A 21920-nucleotide genomic window follows, 5' to 3' on the forward strand; every position below is an offset into this window, starting at 1 on the left:
AGCATCGAATTGGTCAACATTGTCGAAGCGGGCAGGCCCGGTGAAAACCGGCTTGCACCGCTCCATGTTTTTTCGTCCGTCGATCGCATCCGGTTCCGAACAGGAACAAGCCGCAACTTCAGCACAAAGCGCGTATGACTTGAACGCTGCGCTAGCGCTGTTTGTCGCACTGATACATGGCCTGCGCGAAGTACATCAGCGCATCGATTTGCATCAGGCTTTGTGCCTGGCTAATTTACGTTTGCTGCAAGACGGTTCGGTTGAATTGCGTAACGACGCGACGGTGCCGCTCGCATATAGCTCACCGGAACAAACCGGGCGCATGAACCGGCAGGTCGACTATCGCAGTGACTATTATTCGCTGGGCATCGTGCTGTATGAATTGTTGAGCGGCCATCTGCCTTTCGAGTCTGACAGCGTGATGGAGCTGGTGCACAGTCACATTGCCAAAAAACCTTTGCCGCCCAGCCGCCTGAATCCTGCGATCCCTGAAGTGCTCGGGAATGTGGTCCTGAAGTTATTGGCGAAGAATGCGGAAGACCGTTATCAAAGTCTGGAAGGTTTGCTGAAGGACGTAGAGCGCTGCCAATCTTCGCTGGCAGAAACGGGTGTGATGGAACCGTTTCCGCTGGCGCAAAACGATGTCTGCGATCGTTTGCAGATTTCACAAAAACTGTATGGCCGACATTACGAATACAGCCGCTTGCTGAATGCATTCAAGCGCGTTGCAAGCGGCGGTGCAGAGTTGCTGCTGGTAAGCGGCTACGCCGGTATCGGCAAGTCGTCGCTGGTGAATGAAATCCACAAACCGGTGGTGGCGCAGGGCGGCTATTTCATTTCAGGAAAATTCGACCAGTTCAAGCGCACGATTCCATATTCCGCTTTCAATGATGCCTTCCGCGAATTGATGCGGCAAATCCTGACCGAGAGCGAAGCGCGGATTGCCGAATGGCGCAGCAAGTTGTTGAAGGCGCTGGGGCCTAACGGTCAACTGATCATTGAAGCCATTCCCGAGCTGGAATTCATTATCGGCAAGCAGCCGCAAGTGCCACTGCCGGGCGCGACGCGTAACAGCTTCAACTATGTGATGCAGAATTTCGTCAGTGTGTTTACGCACTCTGATCATCCTATCGTTTTATTCCTCGACGATTTGCAATGGGCGGATGCGGCATCGCTGAAGCTCATCACTCTGTTGATGAAAGATCTGGACGATCCATGCTTGTTGCTGGTCGGCGCGTATCGCGACAATGAAGTGGATATTGCACATCCGCTGAATCTGACTATCGATCTGATCCGCAAGAACACGATCGTCACGATCGTTGAAGTCAGCCCCTTGCTGGAAGACAGCATAGAAGAATTGGTCGCCGATACGCTCAAGCGCGATGCGGTAGAAACGCGTCCGCTGGCACAACTGATTTACCGCAAAACTCTGGGCAATCCCTTCTTCATCGGTCAGTTCATCAAGAGCTTGCACGGCGATGGCTTATTGCAATTCGAAAGCAGTTCGTGGAATTGGGATATCGATCAAATCAAGGCGTCGGATATTACCGATAACGTCGTCGAGTTGTTGACCAGGGAATTGCGTCGCTTGCCGGCATCTACGCAACGGCTGTTGACGATTGCGGCGTGTATCGGCAACCGTTTCGATCTGCAAACACTGGAAACAGTCAGCGAAAAATCACGGCATGAAATCAGCGAGTTATTGCACGATGCATTGCAAACCGGCTTGATCATACCGGCCGAACATACTGTTGCAGCAGTAGCGCTGCCGCCTTCGTCCTATCAGTTCCAGCATGATCGGGTACAGCAAGCTGCGTATGAAGGCATAGATAAACATGAAACAGATGTCGTGCATCTGGAGATAGGTCGCCTGCTGCTGAACAGCCTGACTGCAGTCGAGCAGGAAGAACAAATCTTCAACATCGTCGATCACCTGAACCAGGGACGAAACTTGTTGGCACAGCAAGTCGAGAAAGATGAGCTGGCCAATTTGAATTTGCTGGCGGCACAAAAAGCGCGCAAATCGGCAGCCTTCGATGTGCACTGCGACTGTATAGCAATTGCAGACGAATTCGGTAGTGACGATGACTGGAGCAAGAAGCCTGACTTCATGCACGAGTTGTACATGGAGTTGATCAACGTTGCTTTTGCCCGCGCCGATTATCGCGAGATGGAAAGACTGTGTCAGATCGTTTGCGAAAAGAGTGCCACGCCGCACCAAATTATCGCTGCCAAGGATTATCTGATTCGCTGTTATGGCGCGATTTACAAGCCGCAGGAATTGATGAAAACCGGGATCGAAATGCTGGAGATTTCCGGCATCAAGGTGCCGGCAGATTTGAATGAACAAGACATTCGGCTTGCACGTCTGAGACTCAAGCTGGCACTGCGCGGCAAGGATATCCTGGAGCTGGCTGATTTGCCGCCGGCAACCGATCCGCAATATCTGTTGCAACTGCATGCGACGATGGCGTTTCTTGGCTACGGGTTTACGTATCTTGCCGGTTCAAATGTAGTGTTGTGGGTTGCTCTGGAAATCGTGCGTCGTTCGGTACGTTACGGCTCATCGCCGAGCGCTGCCTATGCTTATGCTGTATGGGGACGTACGCTGGCCGGCAAATTAGGCCGGCAGCAAGAAGGCTATAAATTCGGCAAGGTCGCCGAGCAGCTCGGTGGCCATAAGCGCTTGCTGGGCGCGGTCGGTATCTTCCACGGCATTATTCGCCATCATCGCGAGCACCTGCGTTTGTCGCTGGAGCCTTTGATGGATACCTACGTCAAGGCAATGGAAACCGGCGACAGGCCGGGCGCGATGGTCGCCTTGTCATTTTCGGATGCGATTCGCTTCCAGTCCGGCGGCAATGTACAGGATGCCTTGATCACGATACGCAAGGATCTCGATATCTATCGCAAGATGGATTACGCAGCCTTGCTGGGCGTGATGGTGCCGTGGGCCTTGCTGTTCTCACGCCTGGTGGGAGAGTCGATCACCGATATCACGCAAGGACGCGAGCAGGAAGATTACGCATTGGCACGCAAGCATGCCTCCGATCCATGGGGCGTCTTTTACGTGCGGACGATACAAGCGATAGGCGAATATTATTTCGGCGAATTTGCCAGCGCGCATTTGCATGCGAAAGAAGCGATTGACTTGCCGGGTTTTGATTTCGGTACGCCATCATCCGGATTCCTGATGTGGTTACATTCGCTGTCCGAACTTGCACTGTGCCGTCCTTACGAGAGCAACGCCAAGGCGCTGGCAAGCGTCAAATCCCTGCAGGCGCGATTCAAGCCATGGGCGGATAGCGCGCCTATGAATTATCTGCATAAATGGCAGTTGGTAGAAGCTGAGCAGCTTCGTGTCGCCGGGAAAAGTGCACGAGCGGAGCAGTTCTACGAACTGGCAATCAAGGGCGCGCGCGACAACGGCTTTCTTAACGATGAAGCTTTGTCGCATGAATTGGCCGGCAAGTTTTATCTTGGTGTCGGTAAAGAGATTAATGCGCGCATGCATCTGGAACAGGCGCATGCCAAGTATGAAGAATGGGGTGCTTTTGCAAAAGCGCTGCAACTCGAATCGCTTCATTCTGCATTACTGGCGCGTGTGATTGAGCGCAAGCGTGAAGATAGCCGCGGCCTCGCCGAAGCACGTGAACGGCAAGTGGATATTCAAACGGTGATCCGTGCATCGCAGGCTTTGTCGGGTGAGATTCAACTCGATAAATTGCTGTCGAAATTAATGCATTTGCTGATCGAGAATGCCGGTGCGCAAAAAGGCGCATTGCTGGTAGCAGAACATGGTCGCCTGTTTGTGCAGGCAGAAATCAATGCAGACACCATCACTCTGCAACAGGATCTGGCGATAGAAAAATGCGAATACCTCGCACTTTCCGTCATCAACTACGTCAAGCGTACCGGTGAAAAAGTTGTGTTGGGTGATGCCGCTCACGATAGCCAATTCAATGGCGATCCCTACATAGAGCGCGAACAGCCAAAATCGATCATGTGCCTGCCTTTGCAAAAACAGGGGAAATTGGTCGGCATGCTGTACATGGAAAACAATCTGGCGGTGGATGCCTTCACGGCTGAACATGCAGAGTTGTTGCAGATTCTATCGACGCAGATTGCGATCTCGCTGGAAAACGCAGCCTTGTATAACGACCTTGAACAAAAAATCGAGGCACGCACGCAAGCGCTCAGTCAGAAAAATAGCGAATTGCACGATACGCTGAATTCATTGCGGCTCACGCAAAAGCAGTTGGTAGAATCCGCCAAGCTCGCTTCCCTCGGTCAGCTGGTCGCTGGTGTCGCGCATGAAATCAATACGCCGGTCGGTGTCGGCGTGACGGGTGCATCTACGCTGGCAGAAGAAACGATGCGTCTTAAATCCCTGTTCCAGAGCGGCGATATGAAGCGCTCCGATCTGGATGCGTATGTCGGTACTGCCACCACGATCAGCAAATTGCTGCTGTCGAATATGGAACGTGCAGCAACGCTGATTCAAAGTTTTAAAGACGTGGCGGTGGATCAGACCAGTGAAGAGCGACGCACCTTCCGTTTGAAGGCCTACATCGATGAGGTGTTGTCTAATTTGAGCCCGATGTTGCGCCGCTCTGAACATCGGATGACAGTCAATTGCGATGAGACGATAGAAATCGATACTTATCCTGGTGCCTTGGCGCAGGTCATTATCAACTTTGTCATGAATGCCTTGCTGCATGCCTTCCCTGATAACAGGCCAGGTGAAATGCTGATCGTGGTGCGCAATGTATATGCAAAAGGAATGGAAACCGATTTGATCGAGCTGCGGTTTTCCGATAATGGTATCGGTATCAAGCAAGCTAATCTGGCCAAAATTTTCGACCCATTCTTCACCACCATGCGTGGCCGTGGCGGTAGCGGTCTGGGGCTGAACATTATTCATAATCTGGTCACTGGCAGCTTGCAGGGACAAATCACGGTTGAAAGCCAGGTTGGTGTCGGTACAACTTTCATCGTGCGTTTTCCGCGCAATCCTGTGGCTGAAGCGCAAGCTCAACCAGGTCAGGCTTAAGGCGCACCATGTTTGAAGATTTTAAATTTGCGCCAGAAAAAGAAGGCAGCGTAGCCAGCACAGAACCGCCGTGGAAAATTCTGATTGCCGATGATGAGGAAGAAGTCCATCAGGTGACGGCAGTCGCGATGATCGATGTGCAGTTCAAGGGACGCAAGCTGGAATTCCTGCACGCATACTCTGCCGGTGAAGCACGCGATATGCTCGCAGCCGATCGCGACATTGCGATTATTCTGCTCGATGTGGTGATGGAGGAGGACGATGCCGGTTTGAAACTGGTCCGTCATATTCGCGAGCAAATGAATAATCGACGTGTGCGTATCGTGCTGCGTACCGGGCAGCCAGGGCAGGCACCTGAGCGCGATGTTGTGGTCGATTACGACATCAACGATTACAAATCAAAAACCGAATTGACGCGACAAAAGCTTTTGACATGCATCATTTCTGCCTTGCGCTCATACGACGATATCGTCGCACTGGAAAATCTGACCCGCGATCTGGAAAATCAGGTCATGGTACGTACACGCGAATTATCGTTGGCAAAAGAAGAGGCGGAGTCGGCTACTCGTGCCAAATCCGAATTTCTCGCTGTCATGAGTCATGAAATACGCACGCCTATGAACGGCATGCTGGGCATGATGCAACTGGCGCTGATGCACGCAGCGAACGACGAGCAGAAGGAACATCTGGAAACGGTACAGTATTCAGCCGAAGCCTTGCTGACCATCCTGAATGACATCCTGGATTTTTCCAAACTGGAATCCGGCCAGCTGGAGTTTGAGACTACCGATTTCGATTTGATCAAGGCGGTCGATAGCGTGATTGATTTGATGAGCGCCAGAACGCACAGTGCCGCCTTGTCGCTCAGCGTCGATTACGCAGGCGACTTGCCACGCGCATTGGCAGGCGATGTCGGACGCTTGCGCCAGGTTTTGCTGAACCTGATCAACAATGCATTGAAATTTACGGAGGAGGGCGGTGTCGCGCTGAAGCTGGAACAGCTCCCTGCCAGCGATGGACAGATTCTCTTGCGATTTACCGTGATTGATACCGGTATCGGCATTGCGCCGGAAGCGCAGGCTCGTTTATTCCAGTCGTTTTCCCAAGCAGATAATTCAATCTCGCGGCGCTTTGGCGGAACCGGGCTGGGCTTGTCGATCTGTAAAAAGATCGTCGAGATGCAAGGCGGCCGCATAGGCGTTGAAAGTACTGTGGGTGAGGGCAGCCGTTTCTGGTTCGAGTTGGCGTTTACGCCTGTGGTCGACATTCAAAGAAAACCGGCGGCTGTTAGCGCGGGACTTTCACTCGCCAGCCGTGCCTTGCATATATTGCTGGCCGAAGATAACGTAGTGAATCAGAAGGTTGCCGTCGCCTTGCTGAAAAGATCCGGCCATACGGTGCAGGTTGCTCAAAATGGACATGAAGCAGTGCTGGCCGTGCAGCAAGGTAATTTCGACGTTATTTTGATGGACATGCACATGCCGGAAATGGACGGACTGGCGGCAACGCGAGCAATTCGCGGCATGTCGGCACCTGCGTCCGGCTTGCCTATTGTGGCGTTGACGGCGGCGGGGGCCTTGTCTGATATACAAACCTGTATGGATGCGGGGATGAATTACTTCCTGGTCAAACCGTTCAGAATGGAGCGCTTGAGCGGGATTTTGGACCAATTATCCAGCGCCAAACTGTAAAAAACCGCTTGGCTGTCCCGGTAAAACATTCTCCATATCGCTGAAATAGCCGGATTTCCCCCCTCTTCTTCAAGCCTGATTGTCAGTCCATCCTCCGATAATGCTTATTAAGAAATTCCGACTGGCGTAAACAGCGTCAGCAGAATTGACTCTCAAGCGAGGATCCACGATGGAAACGAATCAGGCACTGCGTAAAAACTTTTCTCTGCAAGCAGCGGATGCGGGGAATGACGACTTCATTGATACCGTTATCGATGCGCCCAAGACTGGCGAACGCGTAGCTGGTATGGACTTGAAGGCGATTCGTGAAGCCATCGCCCGCGTGGAAGCAGAAGCCAAGGCGACTGTAACGGCCGAGAATCGTGCTTACGCAGAAGCGCACGCACGCTCACTTGCAGAAGACCGCGTCCAGGCTGATGCCGCCGCGATTGCCGAAGCCAATCGCAACGCCAAAGCAGCCGAAGAAGCAATCGCCGCCAGCCGCGCTCGTCTGGAAGTAGAGCGTCAGGCACGTGCCGCCAGCGAAGCACGCACCGCTGCAGTCAACAAGGAAATCGCTGAACTGCGCGCCCGTACCGAAGCCGATACCCAGCTCGGCATTATTGCAATCGGACGCGCCAAGGCAGAACAACTGGCACGCAAACGCACGATAGATCAAATCGCCGAAGAAACTCAATTAGGTGCGCAGGCAGCAGAAGCAGCGGAAAAACTGGCTGCAGAAACAGAATACAAGCGTCAGCAAATGGCAGAGCGCATCAGTGCTACCCATATCGCGACCGAAGCTGCAAAAGCGGAAGCAGAAGAACGTGCACGTCTTGAGTCGCATGTGGCTGATCTGGCGCGCGAACATGAGCGCCGCGAAAAAAGCGCACGCGAAACGAATCAAACACTGATCAATACACGCCGTGATGCGATGCTGCTGACGCAGCAACGCGAAGAAGCCGACACCAAGGCGCTGGCCTCGATGTTGAATCGCGTTCCGGCCGAAGTACGCGCCCGCGAAGATGCACTGGCACGGGCGGCGACCGAGCAAGAGCAACAGGCAACGGCGCAAGCACGTATCGAATCTGAACAACGCGCGCTGGAAGCGATCCAGATACGTCTGCACGCCGAAACTGAAATGCGCGCTGCAGCCGAACGTCGTGAACATATTGAAAGCATTGCAGCGGTAGCTGCGCAGTCGCGTCGCGAGGCAGACGAACGTGTGCGCGTCGCGACCGAAGCACGTATTCAAGTTGAAAAACAGTTGCAGACTTCCGCAATTGCACGTGTAGAAGCGGAACATCAGGCTGACGAACAGGCACGTGCGCGTATCGCAGTGGAAGCACGTGGCGAAGAAGAAGCACGCCAACGCGCAATCGCAGAGCAGCAGGCCGCAGCAGCAGCACGCGTGCGTGCAGAAGAAGAACAACGCGCCAGAGAATTGGCAGAACAACGCATAACAATGGAACGCGCAGCGGCTGAAATGGCAAGCGCACGTTCAGTATCTGAAAAATTTGCAGTAGACAAGGCAGCCGAGTGCGCAGCCTTGCAACAGCAGATGGCTGAAATCGCTGCACAAAAAGCGCAAGAAGCGCTGGAGCTGGCGAACGCAGAACACGCACGCCTGGAAGCAGAACAACGTACATTGCTGGCCCTGCAGGAAAAGAAACAGCTGGAAGCCAATGTTACAGCCACGGCTAACGCTCGCGCGGAAGTAAACAAAGAGCAAGTCGCGCTTTTGCAGCTACAGCAGGAAGCAGAGCAAAAAGCCTTGTCCGCTGCCGTAACTGAAAGCGCAGCGCTCAAGCTCAAGCTGGAACAAACCAAGGAACAAGCCGACCTTAAGCGCGCTGCGGCAGAAGCTGCATTGGCTCAAGCGCGTGAGGCAGTTGCCTTGGCAAAGGTACAGGCGCAACGTTTGCAGGATGAACAAAAAGCATTGGCCGTTACGCAGAAAAAACTGGCAGCAGAGCGCGAGCATGCCGAAGCTGTACAAAAGGAAATGCAAACTACCCAGGCAAGAATTGAAAAAGAAAATGCTGCGCGTGCAGCAGCTGAAGCACGTGCTCGTGCGGATGAAGAAAATTCGGTATTGCTGGCAGCGCAAGAGCAGGCCGATAAAGAATTGCGTGCGGCACGCCAGGCCGAATGTGTGGCGAATGAACACATTCTGGAGCAGGCCAAAGCCAAGACCGCGTTGCAAAGAAAAACAGCTCATCTGGCCTTGGACAAGGTTCGCCAAATGGTCGAGTTGACTCGTGTTCAACGCGAGCACGCCGAGGCCGAAGCATTGGCTTTGCAGGCACTGGAAGAGAAATGCCAGATCGAAGCTGCGGCAAAAGCAGAAGCTGAAGCGCGCATCCAGACTGACTTGCAACAAATGGAATTGCTGCGTGAACGCGAACTGAATGAACGCAAAATTCGTGAAGCTGCCGAAGCTGAATGCGTAGCAAGCCGCGAGGTGCTGGAACAAACCAGAGTCAAGGCAGAGTTGCAACAAGCAAGCGCATTGGCCTCCGAACAGCGGGCGGCAGAAGCACTGGAATTGGCACAAGCTGAACGTGTACGTAGTCTGGCTGAACAAAAAGCACTGGCAGCGATTCAGGAAAAATTGAGCAGCGAGCAAAAAGCCCGCTCTGAAGCGGAAGCACGTATTTTGCAAGAGCAGGAACAAGCTGGCGTCTTGCAGGCGCAAGCAGAAGCCGATCATGCATCGCGCACTGCCAAGGAATCGATACTGCAAGCAGAAAAGCAAGTGCTGGAAGCCGCTGTACAGCAGGCAGAACAGCAGCGCCAGGCAGCGCAAGCCGCGCAGACCGCAGCAAGACAAGCCGTCGAGTTGGCCAAGGCAGAACGCGCGCGTGCCGACCTTGAGAAAAAGGCGATGGATGCGATTGAAGACAAGTTGCTGGCTGAACAGCAACGTCTGGAAGGTGCCGCCAATATGTTGCGCGTCACGCAGGAAAAAATCGCAGCAGAAAAAGCCGCATTGCTCGAATCAGAATTGAGAATTCATGCTGAAAAAGAACAGGCAGCAATTTTGCGCAGCAGAGAGCAGGCACAACAAGCGATGCGTCATGCGACAGAAGTGATTGCCAGTGCTGAAAAAGAATTGCTGGTCACGGAAATGCAGCAAGTCGAAGCACAAAGAATCGTGATGGAAGCGGCTGAACGCAAGGCACTGGAAGCGCGCGAACTGGCGCAAGTCGAGGAACAACGCGCACTGGCCGAACAACGTACTCTGGAATTGCTGGAAGAACAGCAACTGTTGGAGCAACAGCGTCTGGAAGCAAGCGAAATCGCCTTGGCTGCAATTGAAGAAAAACTGCAGGCCGAACAAAAAGCGTGCAGCGAAGCTGAATTAACCGCAATCGCCGAACTTGAAATGGCAGAAGTATCGAAGCAGCGCCTGGCTGTTGAAGAGGAAGCACGTTTGGCGCAGGAAGCACAGCTTGCAGCAGAACGCGAAGCACTGGTTGCGGCCGAAGAGAAAGCAAAAGCGGCTGCCGCTGCGCTGGAATTATCGAAAGCCGATCAAGTTCAACGCGATCTTGAACAAGCAGAAGCGGAAGCGATTGCACGTGATTTGATTTCCCGCATCAGCGACAGGGGCGAGCAACATGATGAATGGCGCGAGCGCGCTACTGCAGTCCTGGCGGAATCTGGCGCATCGGTACCGCACAAAACCAGATCCGGTACGCGTATGTGGGCCTCGATTGCAGCCGGCCTTGCATTGTTTGTTGGCGTGGCAGGCTGGAGTGTTCAGCAAGATGCTTTCCACATGTTCGCACCACAGGCTGGCAAGTCGGTGGCGACTGTGAGCAATGTTTCAACTGGCGCAGTTGCACCGGCAACGCTGCAAATTTCTTATGCACTGTCCAGTTTCCCAGCCGAGATGACAACTCCTGGGCAGGGCGCAGAATAAGTAAATCGATAATAGAAGGCTGGTCAGAGTAATTTTTGACCGCTTGTTTTTATGCAAGAGGGAGCCAGGCAATCAGCCTTGCTCCCTCTTGGTGCGTTCGGGGTAGAGCGGCGTGTTTGCCGTCCCATTTTCATCAGGTGCGGATGCCTTCGATGAGAATTATCGATTTGCTTGCCGTTACTGACTGAAGCCCCGCAAATCCTGTCTTTAAGCCGCATCATCCGTATCAAGCTTTGCAGCATGCTTGTGCCCCTCTCAAAACGTAGCCATCCAGCCACATCGCCGCGCAGCAATCGGTTGGGGAAGATGAGCGGTTTGTCGTACTATATCGGCTGTGCGCAATTATCTAATAACCATAACAAGGAAAACCATGTTCTTCGCGTCACGTCGCACCTTCAATTCAGGCTTACGTTACGTGTTGAGCCGGACTTTGGCTTTGTCTCTGGCAGGATTCTGCGCGTTCCCGGCAATGGCGGATGATCTGTCCGACGTTTCGCAATTATTGCGCTCCGGGCAGCATGTTGCCGCATTGGCAAAAGCCGATGCCTTTTTGAATAAAAATCCACGCGATGCGCAAATGCGTTTTTTGAAAGGCGTGATCCTGACCGAGCAAAATAAATCGGCAGAAGCGATCGCGATTTTCAGCAAGTTGACGGATGATTATCCAACCTTGCCTGAGCCATATAACAATCTGGCAGTGCTGTACGCATCCAGCGGCCAATACGAAAAAGCGCGTACCGCGCTCGATATGGCGATACGCACCAATCCAACTTATGCAACTGCTTACGAGAATCTGGGTGATGTGCACGCCAAACTCGCAAGCCAGGCCTATGACAAGGCGTTGCAACTTGATAACTCGAATACTGGTGCCAAGTCCAAATTGACGATGGTGCGTACGCTGGTTGGCAATACGAATGGTGGTACCAATCCAAAAGTAGCCGTGGTTGCTGCTGCACCTTCAGCGCCTGCAAAAGTGGAGATCAAGCCAGAACCGAAGGTCGAGACCAAGCCGCCTGTGAAGGAAGTGCCTAAGGTCGAACCAAAAGTTGAACCAAAATCTCAAGCCAAACCTGAAGTAAAAGCGGAAGCCAAGCCAGATCCGAAAGCTGAACAAAAGCAGGCGCAGAAACTGGAAGCAGAAGCCAAGCGTGAAGCAAAGGCTAAAGCCAATGCAGCTGAAGCCGCCGAGCGCGAGCAAGTGATGAGTGCAGTCAACGCATGGGCGAAAGCCTGGAGCGCGCGCGACGTCAAAGCGTATCTGAATGCTTATTCCAGTGAATTCGATTTGCCTGCAGGTCAAACGCGCAAGGCGTGGTCGGATGAACGTCGTGCCCGTATCGAAGACAAAGGTCGTATCAGCGTGAAAATCGAAACGCCGCAAGTCACAGTAAACGGCAATACGGCGACCGTGAAATTCCGTCAGATTTATGATTCCGACCGGACCAAGGCTAACAGCCGCAAGACTATGGTGCTGATCAAGCAATCCGGTAAATGGCACATCAAGCAGGAGCGTGCGGGTAGCTAATGGCTGGTAATAAATTAAAGTTGCGGTTAATCGCACGTCGTATTGGATGTTGGACAGGTGCAGCAGCTTTAAGCTTACTGGTCGCTGGTGGTGCCAGCTTGCCTTTGCCATCTTTTGCCAGCGGCAGCAAGCCTGGTGTGCCGGCGCGTCTCGATCCGGAAATCATGCTGATCGATGTCTACAAGGCACTCGCAGCGAATCGTTTGCGTGATGCGCAGGCTAAAGCCGATGCTTTAGTCGCGGCTTATCCAAACTTCCGGCTCGGTCATCTGGTACGCGGTGATTTGCTGCTATTGCATACACAGCCTATCAAGACCTTTGGCGCGGCAACGAATGCGCCAGCCGAAAAACTCAATAATCTGCGTGCCGAAGCGATCGTGCGTTTGAAGTCCTTGCGTGAGCGTCCGGACCCGAACATGATTCCGCGCGTGATTTTGCAAATGCGTGAGGACCAGAAAAAAATTGTACTGGTCGATGCCAAACGTTCACGCCTCTATGTCTATGAGCGCAGTAACGATCAATTAAAACTGGTCAGTGATTACTACGTCAGTCAGGGCAAACTCGGTGTAGAGAAATTCAAGGAAGGCGATCAAAAGACGCCGCTTGGTGTGTACTACATTACTGCGCGTCTGGCCGGTGCAAAGCTGCCTGAGTTTTACGGGCCTGGCGCATTGCCTATCAATTATCCGAACGAATGGGACAAGGCCAACGGCCGCAGTGGTTCCGGCATCTGGTTGCACGGTACGCCATCGGACAGCTACAGTCGCCCACCATTGTCGTCGGATGGTTGTGTAGTCCTCACCAATCCCGACTTGAAGGAATTGTCTGCAACGGTTGAAGTTGGCAATACACCTGTCATCATCAGCGACGATCTGAAGTTCGTCACGAAGGCGAAATGGGAAGCGGATAGGCTCAGCGCCAACAAGATGCTGGAAGCATGGCGCGTCGATGTGGAAAGCACGGATTCGGATCGTTTGCGTCGACATTATTCGCGCAGCTTCAAGGCGCCACGCGGGCAAAGTCTGGATGGATGGTTGACCAAGCTGGAGCAATCAACTCTGGGTGCGCGCAAGATTGAGGTTGCAATGCGCGATGTGACTTTGTTCCGCTATCCGGATGGCAAGGATCAAAAGGAAATGATCGTCGCTGCCTTCACTCAGGAAGCTGTGATTGGCAAGGGCAAGCATGTCACGCGCAAGCGCCAGTACTGGGCTAAAGAAGGTGCGCAATGGAAAATTGTTTCTGAAGTTAATCTGTAACTGATTCCTCGGTACACCGAAAATTGCATTGATTTTCTCAACGAGAATTGATGCAATTTCATCATGAATTTTTCCTGCAATTCCATCAATCACATCTCGTATCGTCTTCATACTTCTTTACAGTTGTAAAAGACTATTTCTTCCGTGGATTTCCCCTGTGCGATCTATATAGTGATTTCATGTCGACGCGATTCATAAACCAAATCTGGTTTTCGCAGCGGCTAACAGGAGTCAATCATGCTGCACAAAAAATGGATAGGCATTGCTCTGCTGGCGACAGCCGCAGTCTCGACGACCGCTTCTGCTGATAATCGCGGCGTCAATACGGCATTGGGTGCTGTGGTCGGTGCAGTCATCGGCAATAGTGTCGGCGGGCAGGATGCAGCGATTATTGGCGGCGTGCTGGGCGCAGTAGTTGGCGCAAGTGCTTCCAGTGGTCACAACGACGACCGCAATTACGGACGTCGTCAGCCACAGGGCTACTACCAGCCACAACCTTATTACCAGGCTCAGCCTGTTTATTATCGGCCGGCTCCAGTGTATGCAAGACCGGTTTATCGCGAGAACTATGGTCAACGTAACGACTATCGCGACCGTTATCAATACGAGGGACGTCGCGGTGAATACGGCGGCTATGATCGCGGTGATTATCGTCGTTAAGTAATTTTGGAAAACTGAAACACGCGTAAAAAACGTCAAGCTTGGGAGGGCGTAGTCATCGACAAGATGACTACGCAACAAGCAACCGTATTGTTAGAGCCATAAACGTTACAGCGCATTTTTTGAAGTGGAAGATAGAAAAAAGCAAAAGTTGGCATGAATGAAAACTATGCAGACTATGCGATTTTTTCCTTCGACTTTGGTGGAAGAAAGGCTGTTGCGATGAAAACATTGAATACGCGCGTAGCGAAGCGCATGCTTATTTCGCTTGTAGGCTTGGCCGCCTTGGGCGGCTGCGCAGTCGTGCCGTATAACTCGGGTTACTACGAGCAGCCTTATGGCGGCCCAGTTTATGCGGCACAACCTGTCTATGTTGCGCCTGTCGTGAATTTTGGACTAAGTTACCGTTCGCGTGGCTACTATGGTCCGCGTTATTACGGTGGCGGTGGTTATCACGGTCGTGGTCGCTGGTAATCAAGGCGTCGACACTGGAAACGTGGATGGACGTATAAATTAAAAATGGCTAGTCGAATCGACTAGCCATTTTTGTATGTAATGAATGATAAAAATCAGTGGTCATAATCCCGATATTCACGATACCCGCGTTGATAGCCGTAGCGACCATCGTGTGGACGTTGTCTATCACGATAACTGTAGACTAATACCGGAGCCGGCGAAAAATACACGGGCGCCGGTTCATATACCGGTACTGCAGCGCCGTAAATAACCGGTGGTGCGTAATAATTGGAATAGTTGTTGTAGAGCGGAGCCGGCGCATAATACACGGGTGGTGGCGGATAAAAACCACCGACACCAACGTTGACCGACCAGTTTACGCCGCCAGCAATGGCACTCGTTCCAGCCAGTGTCAAGACGGTTGCCAAACCGCAAAATGTAATTAACTTTTTCATAGCGATCTCACACTAGTAATGCCTATATTACACGCCAAATAATCGTGCACTGCCACTGCTATTTCGTAACATTGTGTATCGTTTAATATATAAACAATAGTCCAACATGGCGTCGTGGTCTACTGCTCAACCCGGTATAAAACAGACAGATTTATTTGGGATCGGTCGCCACCAGCAGGCTGCAGCGAATTTTCTCTACCAGCAAGGCATCGGTTGCGCCACGCCACCAGCGCATGGCCAGCGATTGATGGCGCGAATGGCCAACAATGACCAGCTCGATTCCCAATTGATCGACCAGCTCGGCAATGGTCGGCACAGGTTCGCCGACTTCGATATGGGTTTGTACGTTGAGGCCGGCTTCGCGCAGGAGGGAGCCGCCATCGTTTAAATCGTGCTCCATTTTTTTCTTTTCGGCCTGAATTTCTTCTTCAATACCGACCATCGCTACCATTGCGTATTCGCCTATGACAACCGATGGCGGCGGGTTGACGACGGCGAGTAGATGGATTTCAGTAGAAGGGTCGGGTCCCAGCCGTATGCATTCCTGCAAGGCGGAACGACTTTCAGGCGTGCCGTTGTAAGCGACCAGAATTTTGCGGTACATAGACCCCTCCCGATATGCGATGGCACGTCATTAGTATAGCGCTAACAATGGAACGGGCAAGTCAGGTAAGAATGCGGTGTGTGACGAGTCTATCCAGTCTGTGAAGTTGCCAGATTCAGGTTGCCGATTTCAGATGGCTGAAAGTCAGCGCAGTCAGCAGGACGCCAATTGCGCCGACTGCAATCACCGGTCCGGTACCGAAATACCCGACGGCCAGCCCGGCTGCTCCCACGCCTGTCGATTGGCCGAGGAAGAAACAGGCGGCAAATGCGGAAACGGCGGCACCGCGCCGTTCCGGTGCCATCTGCGTGGCATTCATCTGCAGTGTGTTGTGCAGCATGTAAAAACCCATACCCGAAGCGAAGCAGGCAGGAATGGCCCACTGCCAGCTTGGCGCCAACCCTATCGTGAGGAAGGATGTCGCGACGATGATTCCGCCCCAGCGCGTCAAACCTTTTTCACCTAGCTTGCGCACCAGCCGACGCGAGGTGCTGGCATACAGCAAGCCACCCAGACTGAATAACATTACCAGAGAGGCCGCATTCGTCAGGGACAGATGGTGTACGCGGTGCAGATGCGAAGCGATAAATGCAAACGCGCCGTACAGGCATCCGCCTTCCAGGAACACGGTAACCAATACCACGCGAGCCCACGGCCGGGATAAAACCTGACCGAATTCATTGATCATCCGGCGTAGTGCAGACCCTTCTGCCTTGTGCGTAGTCAGCGCATAGGCAGGAAGGCGCCGATTGAAGGAAAAGAGCGTCAGGGCGATTAATACAAAGCAGAGTGAAATACCAAAAAACGGTATGCGCCAACTGAAATAATCACCGGCCAAACCGCCGAACAACACACCGGCAGAGATTCCCACGATCTGGCCGATCAGGAATTGCGCGAGCACCGGCTGACGTTGGTCATACGGTACTACATCACCTATCCATGCCATCGACAGCGGCACGATGGCGGCTGCCGTTGCACCGGCCAGTAGGCGCGCCACGATCAGCAAGGGGTAATTGGGGGCCAGTGCGCACAAGAGTGCAGTGACGGTACATGCCACACAAGCCCAGGCAATCACCAGGTACTTTCCGAAGCGGTCGCCCAAGGGACCGAAAAACAGCTGTGAAAAGCCGTACGCAATCGAGAACGCAGTAATGACGTAGGAAACGCTTCCCAGCGACATGTCGAATTCCGATGCCAGCCGGGGCAGTAATGGGTCGGTTACCCGTAACGAGATCGCGCTGCCGAAAGCAGCAAGCGACAAGGCCGGTATGGCAAGTGGCGGAATAACAGAGGCGGCTGGTTCGTTGGCGGGCATGGAAGCTATTAAATAAATGCAGGTAGCGAAGCGTACAACAAATCTGCAAAACGTATTTTGCATGCAGGCAACATGATGAACTGTACCGAAGCGACATTCTCCGGTATGAATGCGCCATTCAAGACTTGGACTTCGCTTTTTCCTACAAGAAATCGAGGCGCTGTCCTATATTAGGCAATTCATAACACAGATACGATTCTACTCAACTGCCACAGCCGTATGGATGTGCTTGATAGACATGGGGCGGTAGCAGTCCAGAGTTTGAATACCATCAAACCGAAGTGTAAAAAAGGGGTGAATTATGTCTATTCTCCATACAACTTTGCAAGATGCTTCCACTCTTTTCAAGGGTAATGTGACAGTCGAGTGGCCGGCTTATATCAAGGCTTGCCGTCAGATTGCCGAAAAAAAAACTGATCCCGTTGAAGTAGTTTTGCGGCAAAAACGCAGCCAGGCATTGAAATACCTGTGCAATAACACACCTGCGACCGGCCCTGCCTATAGCCTGACCGAACCGCGCATTTTTACACCTCAATTTATTTCCGAATTAGGTGCGGCGAATTCCAGATTGCGTGCCAAGCGTAATCCATGGGTGGAAGCCATGTTGAAGGAGATGCGCGAAAAGAGTGTCTGGCCATTAGTTGCAGACAGAAAAAATTTTCGATCTTTCGGGCCACCGATTGCGGTGCCGGAGCAGAGCAGCATTAGCGAGTCTGTTCGATCATCCGCATGAGGTGAAACATTACTCCAGAATTGAAAGCACTACCATGAAACGCCTTTATACTTTATTCATATGTACGATTGCCACGATTGGTGCTCTGTTTGTGATCTTGAATCCGATCACTGTATCGGCAGAAACCAGCCAGAATGGCATTGTCGAGCAAGCGCAAATTAACACTCTGGTGGCGATGGCGACTCCACCTTACAAGTGGTAAGTCCGAAGCGCGGATCTTAAAATGAAAAGCAGCAGACCTGATATTTACAGGTCTGCTGCTTTGGTTTTGCGATGGGCTGCGTAAGCGTGGAATAGAGTTCTGGCTCTGAACGCATTTATTAAATTTTTGACAGAGTCTCTACAGCTTCATCGTTATTCTCAGGTGCGCGATCGCTCGCCTTCTTCAATCTTTCAAAAAGCCAGATAAAAGCAAAAAATCGCGAGTATGGAAGCACTTACCAGCCAGCCAATATAATATTTGCTGCCCATTTCAAGCTCCGTTTTTATGTATTTGATTGCTTGATTGAAATCAAGAGAGTTCAGGATAAACCTTGCCTAACTTGTCTTCTGTGCGCTCAGTCACTTAAAGCGGTGCATATGAATAAATACTTTTGAAGTGCGGATAAAAAATCAGGCGGACATTTCTGTACGCCTGATTTGTGAGTCTGATGAACGTCGATTCGTTCTGCGACGCAAGGCCGATTCGGAATGTGCAGAGTTACTGCAAGCGAATTTCCCCATCAAAAGCAATATTCAGTTTTACGCCTTCGATTTCCAGCGTTACTTTTGCCGGGAATGATTCGGTACCACTGATGCGACCTTCGGCTATGGCTTTTTCCACTGCTTTTTCAATGGCATTTTGTGATCCGACACCAACGGTTTTCAAGAATTTTCGCATGCTGAGGTTGAAGCTTTCTTCGTCCATAGTGCACTCCTGTGTGGTGAGGGAAAAATTCGGCAATTCACGATTCATGTTCGGGTGGATGCAGCTCGACGACTATGCGCGCCCTTTTAGATCATAGCGAATTTTATCTGCATATGACAGATCAAAAATAAGGCCTGCATCGAAGTTCGACCGGGCCTGATGACAAGAGTTTCTGTTGCGGTTCAATCAGACCGGCCATTGCTCCAGACGATAAGCAGAATCCCAGAACATCCATTCCAGTTTTGCCGCATGCGTATAGGCAATGTGCATGTCACGGCGCGTTTCTGCGCTGGCAACTGACGCAACACGATCAACCGTAGCGATGACACCACGTACGGCGGCATGGAATTCTTCACCGGCATAAGTGCTAATCCAGGAATCGTAGGGATTGTTCTTTGCCGCGCGTGCAAGGATATCGCGACCGATTTCTGCATAGATCCAGAAGCAGGGCAGCAGTGCAGCCAATACGACCGGATAGGATGCGCTCCACGCCGTCGCAATCAGGTAGCTGCTGTAGTGATGCGTTGCCGGCGACAGTGGGGTTGCTGCAAAGGTCGCAGGACTGACATTGAACTGCTCCATGAAATCCGCATGCAGACTGCGTTCGACGATAATCGCAGTGTGCGCGCCATGCGCGAACTGGACGATCTCATCCGTGTTGTCGGCTTTTGCTGCAGCAACAGCAAGCGCCCGACCGAATGCGATCAGGTAATGCGCATCCTGAATCATGTAATGGCGGAAACGCTCCTGGCTCAAGGTCCCGTCAGCCAGTTCCTGATTGAAAGGCATGGTGCGTATGGTTTCAAACAGCGCGGCGTTTTCTTGCCAGATTTCAGCGGTAAAAGACATGAAGTTCCTTAATGAAGAGTACAGCCCGCTCGCATTGCTAGCTGCCAGCAGGCAGGGATTCAAGAGTAGGTGAGCGGAGTGTAGACGTGATCGAAAAATGCGCGCTCCAGCGCAACTGCGCGACTGAACATGCCGACGCAACGCGCCTGCTCCTGCGCATCCAGCAGTGGCCCGGTACGATCGAGTTCAGAACGCATCCAGCCGATAAATTCTGCAAATGTCGGATTGTTATGTAACGTAATCCATTCGGCATGGATGAAGCGTTCCGGTAGTTTTGCATCAGGGCGATCGGCCCAGCTTAAATACAACCATTCTGCAACGACCAGTACAGACAGGCACAAAGGATACATCCGGCTTTCAGCCGATTCGGTCATCAAGGCCTGGAACGCTTTGGTTGCTTCTGTCAGTGGCGGCGTGATCCGATGTTTGTCTGCGAGACCAAGTTCATCGAAGGCGCGCAGGAAGTATGTATTTTCGTCGCTGGTAATCATCGCGGCAAAGCGCGAGAAGCGCACGCGCGATGTGAAGAGATCTGCGCTTGCAATCGCTGCACCCAGCAAGGCGACAAAGCGATCGATGAATTGATAGTCTTGCACCAGGTAATGTTGCAGTACATCGTCAGCGACGCTGCCGGCAAATAACTCATCGATAAAGCGATGATTGATGGCGGCATCCCAATTTTCCTGATTCTGTTCGCGCAACCATTCGGTGAAGGTGCTGGTAGGATTGTTGCGTTTGCTGAAAGGTGTATCTGTCATGGAGATATTGATTAATCTAGAAGTTTGCTCGTATGAGCTAGCGCAAAATATAAAAAGTGGCGAGGGTCATCAGACATGGAAAACATAGGCTTGATTGTTGCTGACAACAATCAGAACAATGCTCAGTCCTGAATTTTACAGTGGCGGATATTTCTTTGCGTTCATGATCAGCTTGTCTTGAATTGCCGCGCTCAGATCAACCTTCAACACTGAGGCCAGACGAATCAGGTACAGCGCCACGTCAGCCAGTTCCTGCCGTACATGTTCTGCAGTCTCAGGTGCCTGCGCAACTTGCCACGATTCTTCTTCGCTGCGCCACTGAAAAATCTCCACCAACTCGCCGACTTCACCGGTTAATGCCATTGCCAGATTTTTTGGGGAATGAAATTGTTGCCAGTTGCGCGCATCCGCAAAGTCTTGCAATGTTTTTTCCAGCAACTTTGTATCGAGCAGCGTTTGCGTCATGACGGAGGAAATGAGGTTCGAATAAGCCAGCATGATAGCGCAGCTCAGTGCCTGCATTCATGTTGTTGCTGTCTTGTGTGAGGATAAGGCCCTGTTCTTCTCTGACATCATTGATGCCAGGGTAATTAAGCACGGAGGCGCGACTAGGTGACTTCCACAATTTACCGGTGCCGGCCTCATCTCTATAGTAGACACACAAATTAGTGGCCAGGCGCGAGTATTCCAATAGCGTCGGCTCAGCGACTATCGTCTGAAAAAATAATCACCCATATCAAGGAAAAAAATGAAAACATCGTTATTCGCAGCATTGTTGCTGGCATTGTCGTTGACTGCTTGCAACTCGGAAAAATCAGCATCGACTGAAGCCGCTCCTGCAGCTGCGCCTGTTGCCGCCGAAGCAGCTCCTGCAACACCAGGTGCTCCATTGAGCGCTGAAGATGCTGAGAAAGAAAAAATCCGCAAACAAAACGCTGCTGCTGAAGCTGCTTTGTCCGGACACTAATCGCATTCCTTGCGAAAGTAAAAACCGTCGCTTGCGGCGGTTTTTTTTCGTCTGCTATTTCCTGAATGAACAGTTGCCTGGACTCATCGTTTGCTTGTCCTACACGAGAAGATCACTTTATCCTATACCGTTATTTCTCCAAACGCCTAAAATGAAAGATCGCGGTTATTGCCAAGGAGATCGTCATGGTCAATCAAATTTCACCTCTTGAAAAAACAGATTCTGATCGTATGATTAAAGAAAGAGATACGAAGCAAGATCAACAGGATCAGAAACCGCTAGTTCGTAATAACGATTCAGACGTAGCGCCGGAAAAAAATCAGAACGACGTGCTGCGTCACCACGAGTAGTGGGTAGTGTGTGATCAGTAATGTGTTTGTCCGAAGCAGAGAGTCGGACGACGGGCTAGCCTTGAGGAGATAATCATGCGCACGATATCAAAGACCGACAAGGATCTCGAAGAGAAATTTGCCAAGCTTGATTTGGGTTCTGCTGATGATTACCCTGATCATCAAGCACGGCAGGCTGTGAGTGAATCGTATGTTGCGGCGAATACTGTTTCTGCGGAAACTGGCGGAAGATTTGATAATCGCACCGGTTTTACCGGCCACGTCGATGATGAAGATCTGCTTGATCCAGTCAATAGGGCAGACAACCCAACGATTCATTACGAAACCGTGCCCGGAGAAACCAACAAACGCAGCTATGTGAATGACAAACGGCTGATGAGCACTTCTGATGAAGATGTCTGAAGTCGCGTGACACAAAATCCGGAGCCACA

Annotated in this window: 19 protein-coding genes; 12 read left to right on the plus strand and 7 right to left on the minus strand. The window is 51.9% G+C overall.

The annotated features are described in order from the left end of the window. Positions 1-64 precede the first annotated feature (64 nt). The 7 genes from Hfont_RS08155 (at position 65) to Hfont_RS08185 (ending at position 14569) form a co-directional block, all read left to right on the plus strand. Positions 65-5053 carry a trifunctional serine/threonine-protein kinase/ATP-binding protein/sensor histidine kinase gene (locus tag Hfont_RS08155; RefSeq protein WP_112991906.1) on the plus strand — a complete coding sequence of 1663 codons (4989 nt, stop codon included), beginning with the start codon at positions 65-67 and terminating at the stop codon, positions 5051-5053. A gap of 8 nt (positions 5054-5061) precedes the next feature. Continuing rightward, positions 5062-6744, plus strand: coding sequence for a response regulator (locus tag Hfont_RS08160; RefSeq protein WP_112991907.1), 1683 nt, complete (start codon positions 5062-5064; stop codon positions 6742-6744). 169 nt (positions 6745-6913) lie between these two features. After that, the gene (locus Hfont_RS08165; RefSeq protein ID WP_241523049.1) at positions 6914-10651 is read left to right on the plus strand and encodes a hypothetical protein; all 3738 of its coding nucleotides are present in this window, start codon (positions 6914-6916) and stop codon (positions 10649-10651) included. A 370-nt stretch (positions 10652-11021) separates the two neighbouring features. Continuing rightward, entirely contained in the window at positions 11022-12176 is a 1155-nt protein-coding gene (locus Hfont_RS08170) for a L,D-transpeptidase Cds6 family protein (protein ID WP_112991908.1), read from the plus strand. Continuing rightward, on the plus strand, positions 12176-13435 hold the full coding sequence (locus tag Hfont_RS08175) for a L,D-transpeptidase family protein (protein WP_112991909.1): 1260 nt from the start codon (positions 12176-12178) through the stop codon (positions 13433-13435). The genes Hfont_RS08170 and Hfont_RS08175 overlap by 1 nt, the downstream gene beginning before the upstream one ends. Before the next feature lie 237 nt (positions 13436-13672). Further along, the gene (locus tag Hfont_RS08180; protein ID WP_112991910.1) at positions 13673-14095 is read left to right on the plus strand and encodes a YMGG-like glycine zipper-containing protein; all 423 of its coding nucleotides are present in this window, start codon (positions 13673-13675) and stop codon (positions 14093-14095) included. 156 nt (positions 14096-14251) lie between these two features. Beyond that, entirely contained in the window at positions 14252-14569 is a 318-nt protein-coding gene (locus Hfont_RS08185; RefSeq protein ID WP_241523050.1) for a hypothetical protein, read from the plus strand. Between the two features lie 95 nt (positions 14570-14664). Here Hfont_RS08185 and Hfont_RS08190 read toward each other — a convergent pair whose 3' ends face one another. The 3 genes from Hfont_RS08190 to Hfont_RS08200 all read right to left on the minus strand — a co-directional run bounded on the left by Hfont_RS08190 (position 14665) and on the right by Hfont_RS08200 (position 16925). Beyond that, the gene (locus Hfont_RS08190; RefSeq protein ID WP_112991911.1) at positions 14665-15006 is read right to left on the minus strand and encodes a hypothetical protein; all 342 of its coding nucleotides are present in this window, start codon (positions 15004-15006) and stop codon (positions 14665-14667) included. A 151-nt stretch (positions 15007-15157) separates the two neighbouring features. Next, positions 15158-15610 carry a universal stress protein gene (locus Hfont_RS08195; protein WP_112991912.1) on the minus strand — a complete coding sequence of 151 codons (453 nt, stop codon included), beginning with the start codon at positions 15608-15610 and terminating at the stop codon, positions 15158-15160. Between the two features lie 115 nt (positions 15611-15725). Then, entirely contained in the window at positions 15726-16925 is a 1200-nt protein-coding gene (locus Hfont_RS08200) for an MFS transporter (RefSeq protein WP_112991913.1), read from the minus strand. 301 nt (positions 16926-17226) lie between these two features. On the opposite strand from Hfont_RS08200, the gene Hfont_RS08205 reads away from it, so the two are divergent. Next, entirely contained in the window at positions 17227-17658 is a 432-nt protein-coding gene (locus tag Hfont_RS08205) for a hypothetical protein (RefSeq protein ID WP_112991914.1), read from the plus strand. Between the two features lie 34 nt (positions 17659-17692). Next, positions 17693-17860 carry a hypothetical protein gene (locus Hfont_RS15070; protein ID WP_162845891.1) on the plus strand — a complete coding sequence of 56 codons (168 nt, stop codon included), beginning with the start codon at positions 17693-17695 and terminating at the stop codon, positions 17858-17860. A 498-nt stretch (positions 17861-18358) separates the two neighbouring features. Here Hfont_RS15070 and Hfont_RS08210 read toward each other — a convergent pair whose 3' ends face one another. The 4 genes from Hfont_RS08210 to Hfont_RS08225 all read right to left on the minus strand — a co-directional run bounded on the left by Hfont_RS08210 (position 18359) and on the right by Hfont_RS08225 (position 20637). Further along, positions 18359-18565 (minus strand): DUF6494 family protein, encoded by a 207-nt coding sequence (locus Hfont_RS08210; RefSeq protein WP_112991915.1) that lies wholly within the window; start codon positions 18563-18565, stop codon positions 18359-18361. 186 nt (positions 18566-18751) lie between these two features. Then, complete coding sequence (tenA, locus tag Hfont_RS08215) at positions 18752-19414, minus strand: thiaminase II (protein ID WP_112991916.1); 663 nt, start codon at positions 19412-19414, stop codon at positions 18752-18754. A 59-nt stretch (positions 19415-19473) separates the two neighbouring features. Further along, entirely contained in the window at positions 19474-20172 is a 699-nt protein-coding gene (locus Hfont_RS08220; protein ID WP_112991917.1) for a TenA family protein, read from the minus strand. Between the two features lie 135 nt (positions 20173-20307). After that, positions 20308-20637: a nucleotide pyrophosphohydrolase gene (locus Hfont_RS08225; RefSeq protein WP_112992414.1), complete on the minus strand. Its 330-nt coding sequence runs from the start codon at positions 20635-20637 to the stop codon at positions 20308-20310. A gap of 283 nt (positions 20638-20920) precedes the next feature. On the opposite strand from Hfont_RS08225, the gene Hfont_RS08230 reads away from it, so the two are divergent. From Hfont_RS08230 to Hfont_RS08235, 3 genes are all read left to right on the plus strand, one after another. Next, complete coding sequence (locus tag Hfont_RS08230) at positions 20921-21139, plus strand: hypothetical protein (protein ID WP_112991918.1); 219 nt, start codon at positions 20921-20923, stop codon at positions 21137-21139. A gap of 185 nt (positions 21140-21324) precedes the next feature. After that, positions 21325-21489 carry a hypothetical protein gene (locus tag Hfont_RS15075; RefSeq protein ID WP_162845892.1) on the plus strand — a complete coding sequence of 55 codons (165 nt, stop codon included), beginning with the start codon at positions 21325-21327 and terminating at the stop codon, positions 21487-21489. A 75-nt stretch (positions 21490-21564) separates the two neighbouring features. Further along, positions 21565-21891 (plus strand): hypothetical protein, encoded by a 327-nt coding sequence (locus tag Hfont_RS08235; protein WP_112991919.1) that lies wholly within the window; start codon positions 21565-21567, stop codon positions 21889-21891. Positions 21892-21920: the final 29 nt, after the last annotated feature.

The sequence above is a fragment of the Herminiimonas fonticola genome, assembly GCF_003293745.1.
In the GTDB taxonomy this organism is placed as follows: Bacteria; Pseudomonadota; Gammaproteobacteria; order Burkholderiales; family Burkholderiaceae_D; genus Oxalicibacterium; species Oxalicibacterium fonticola.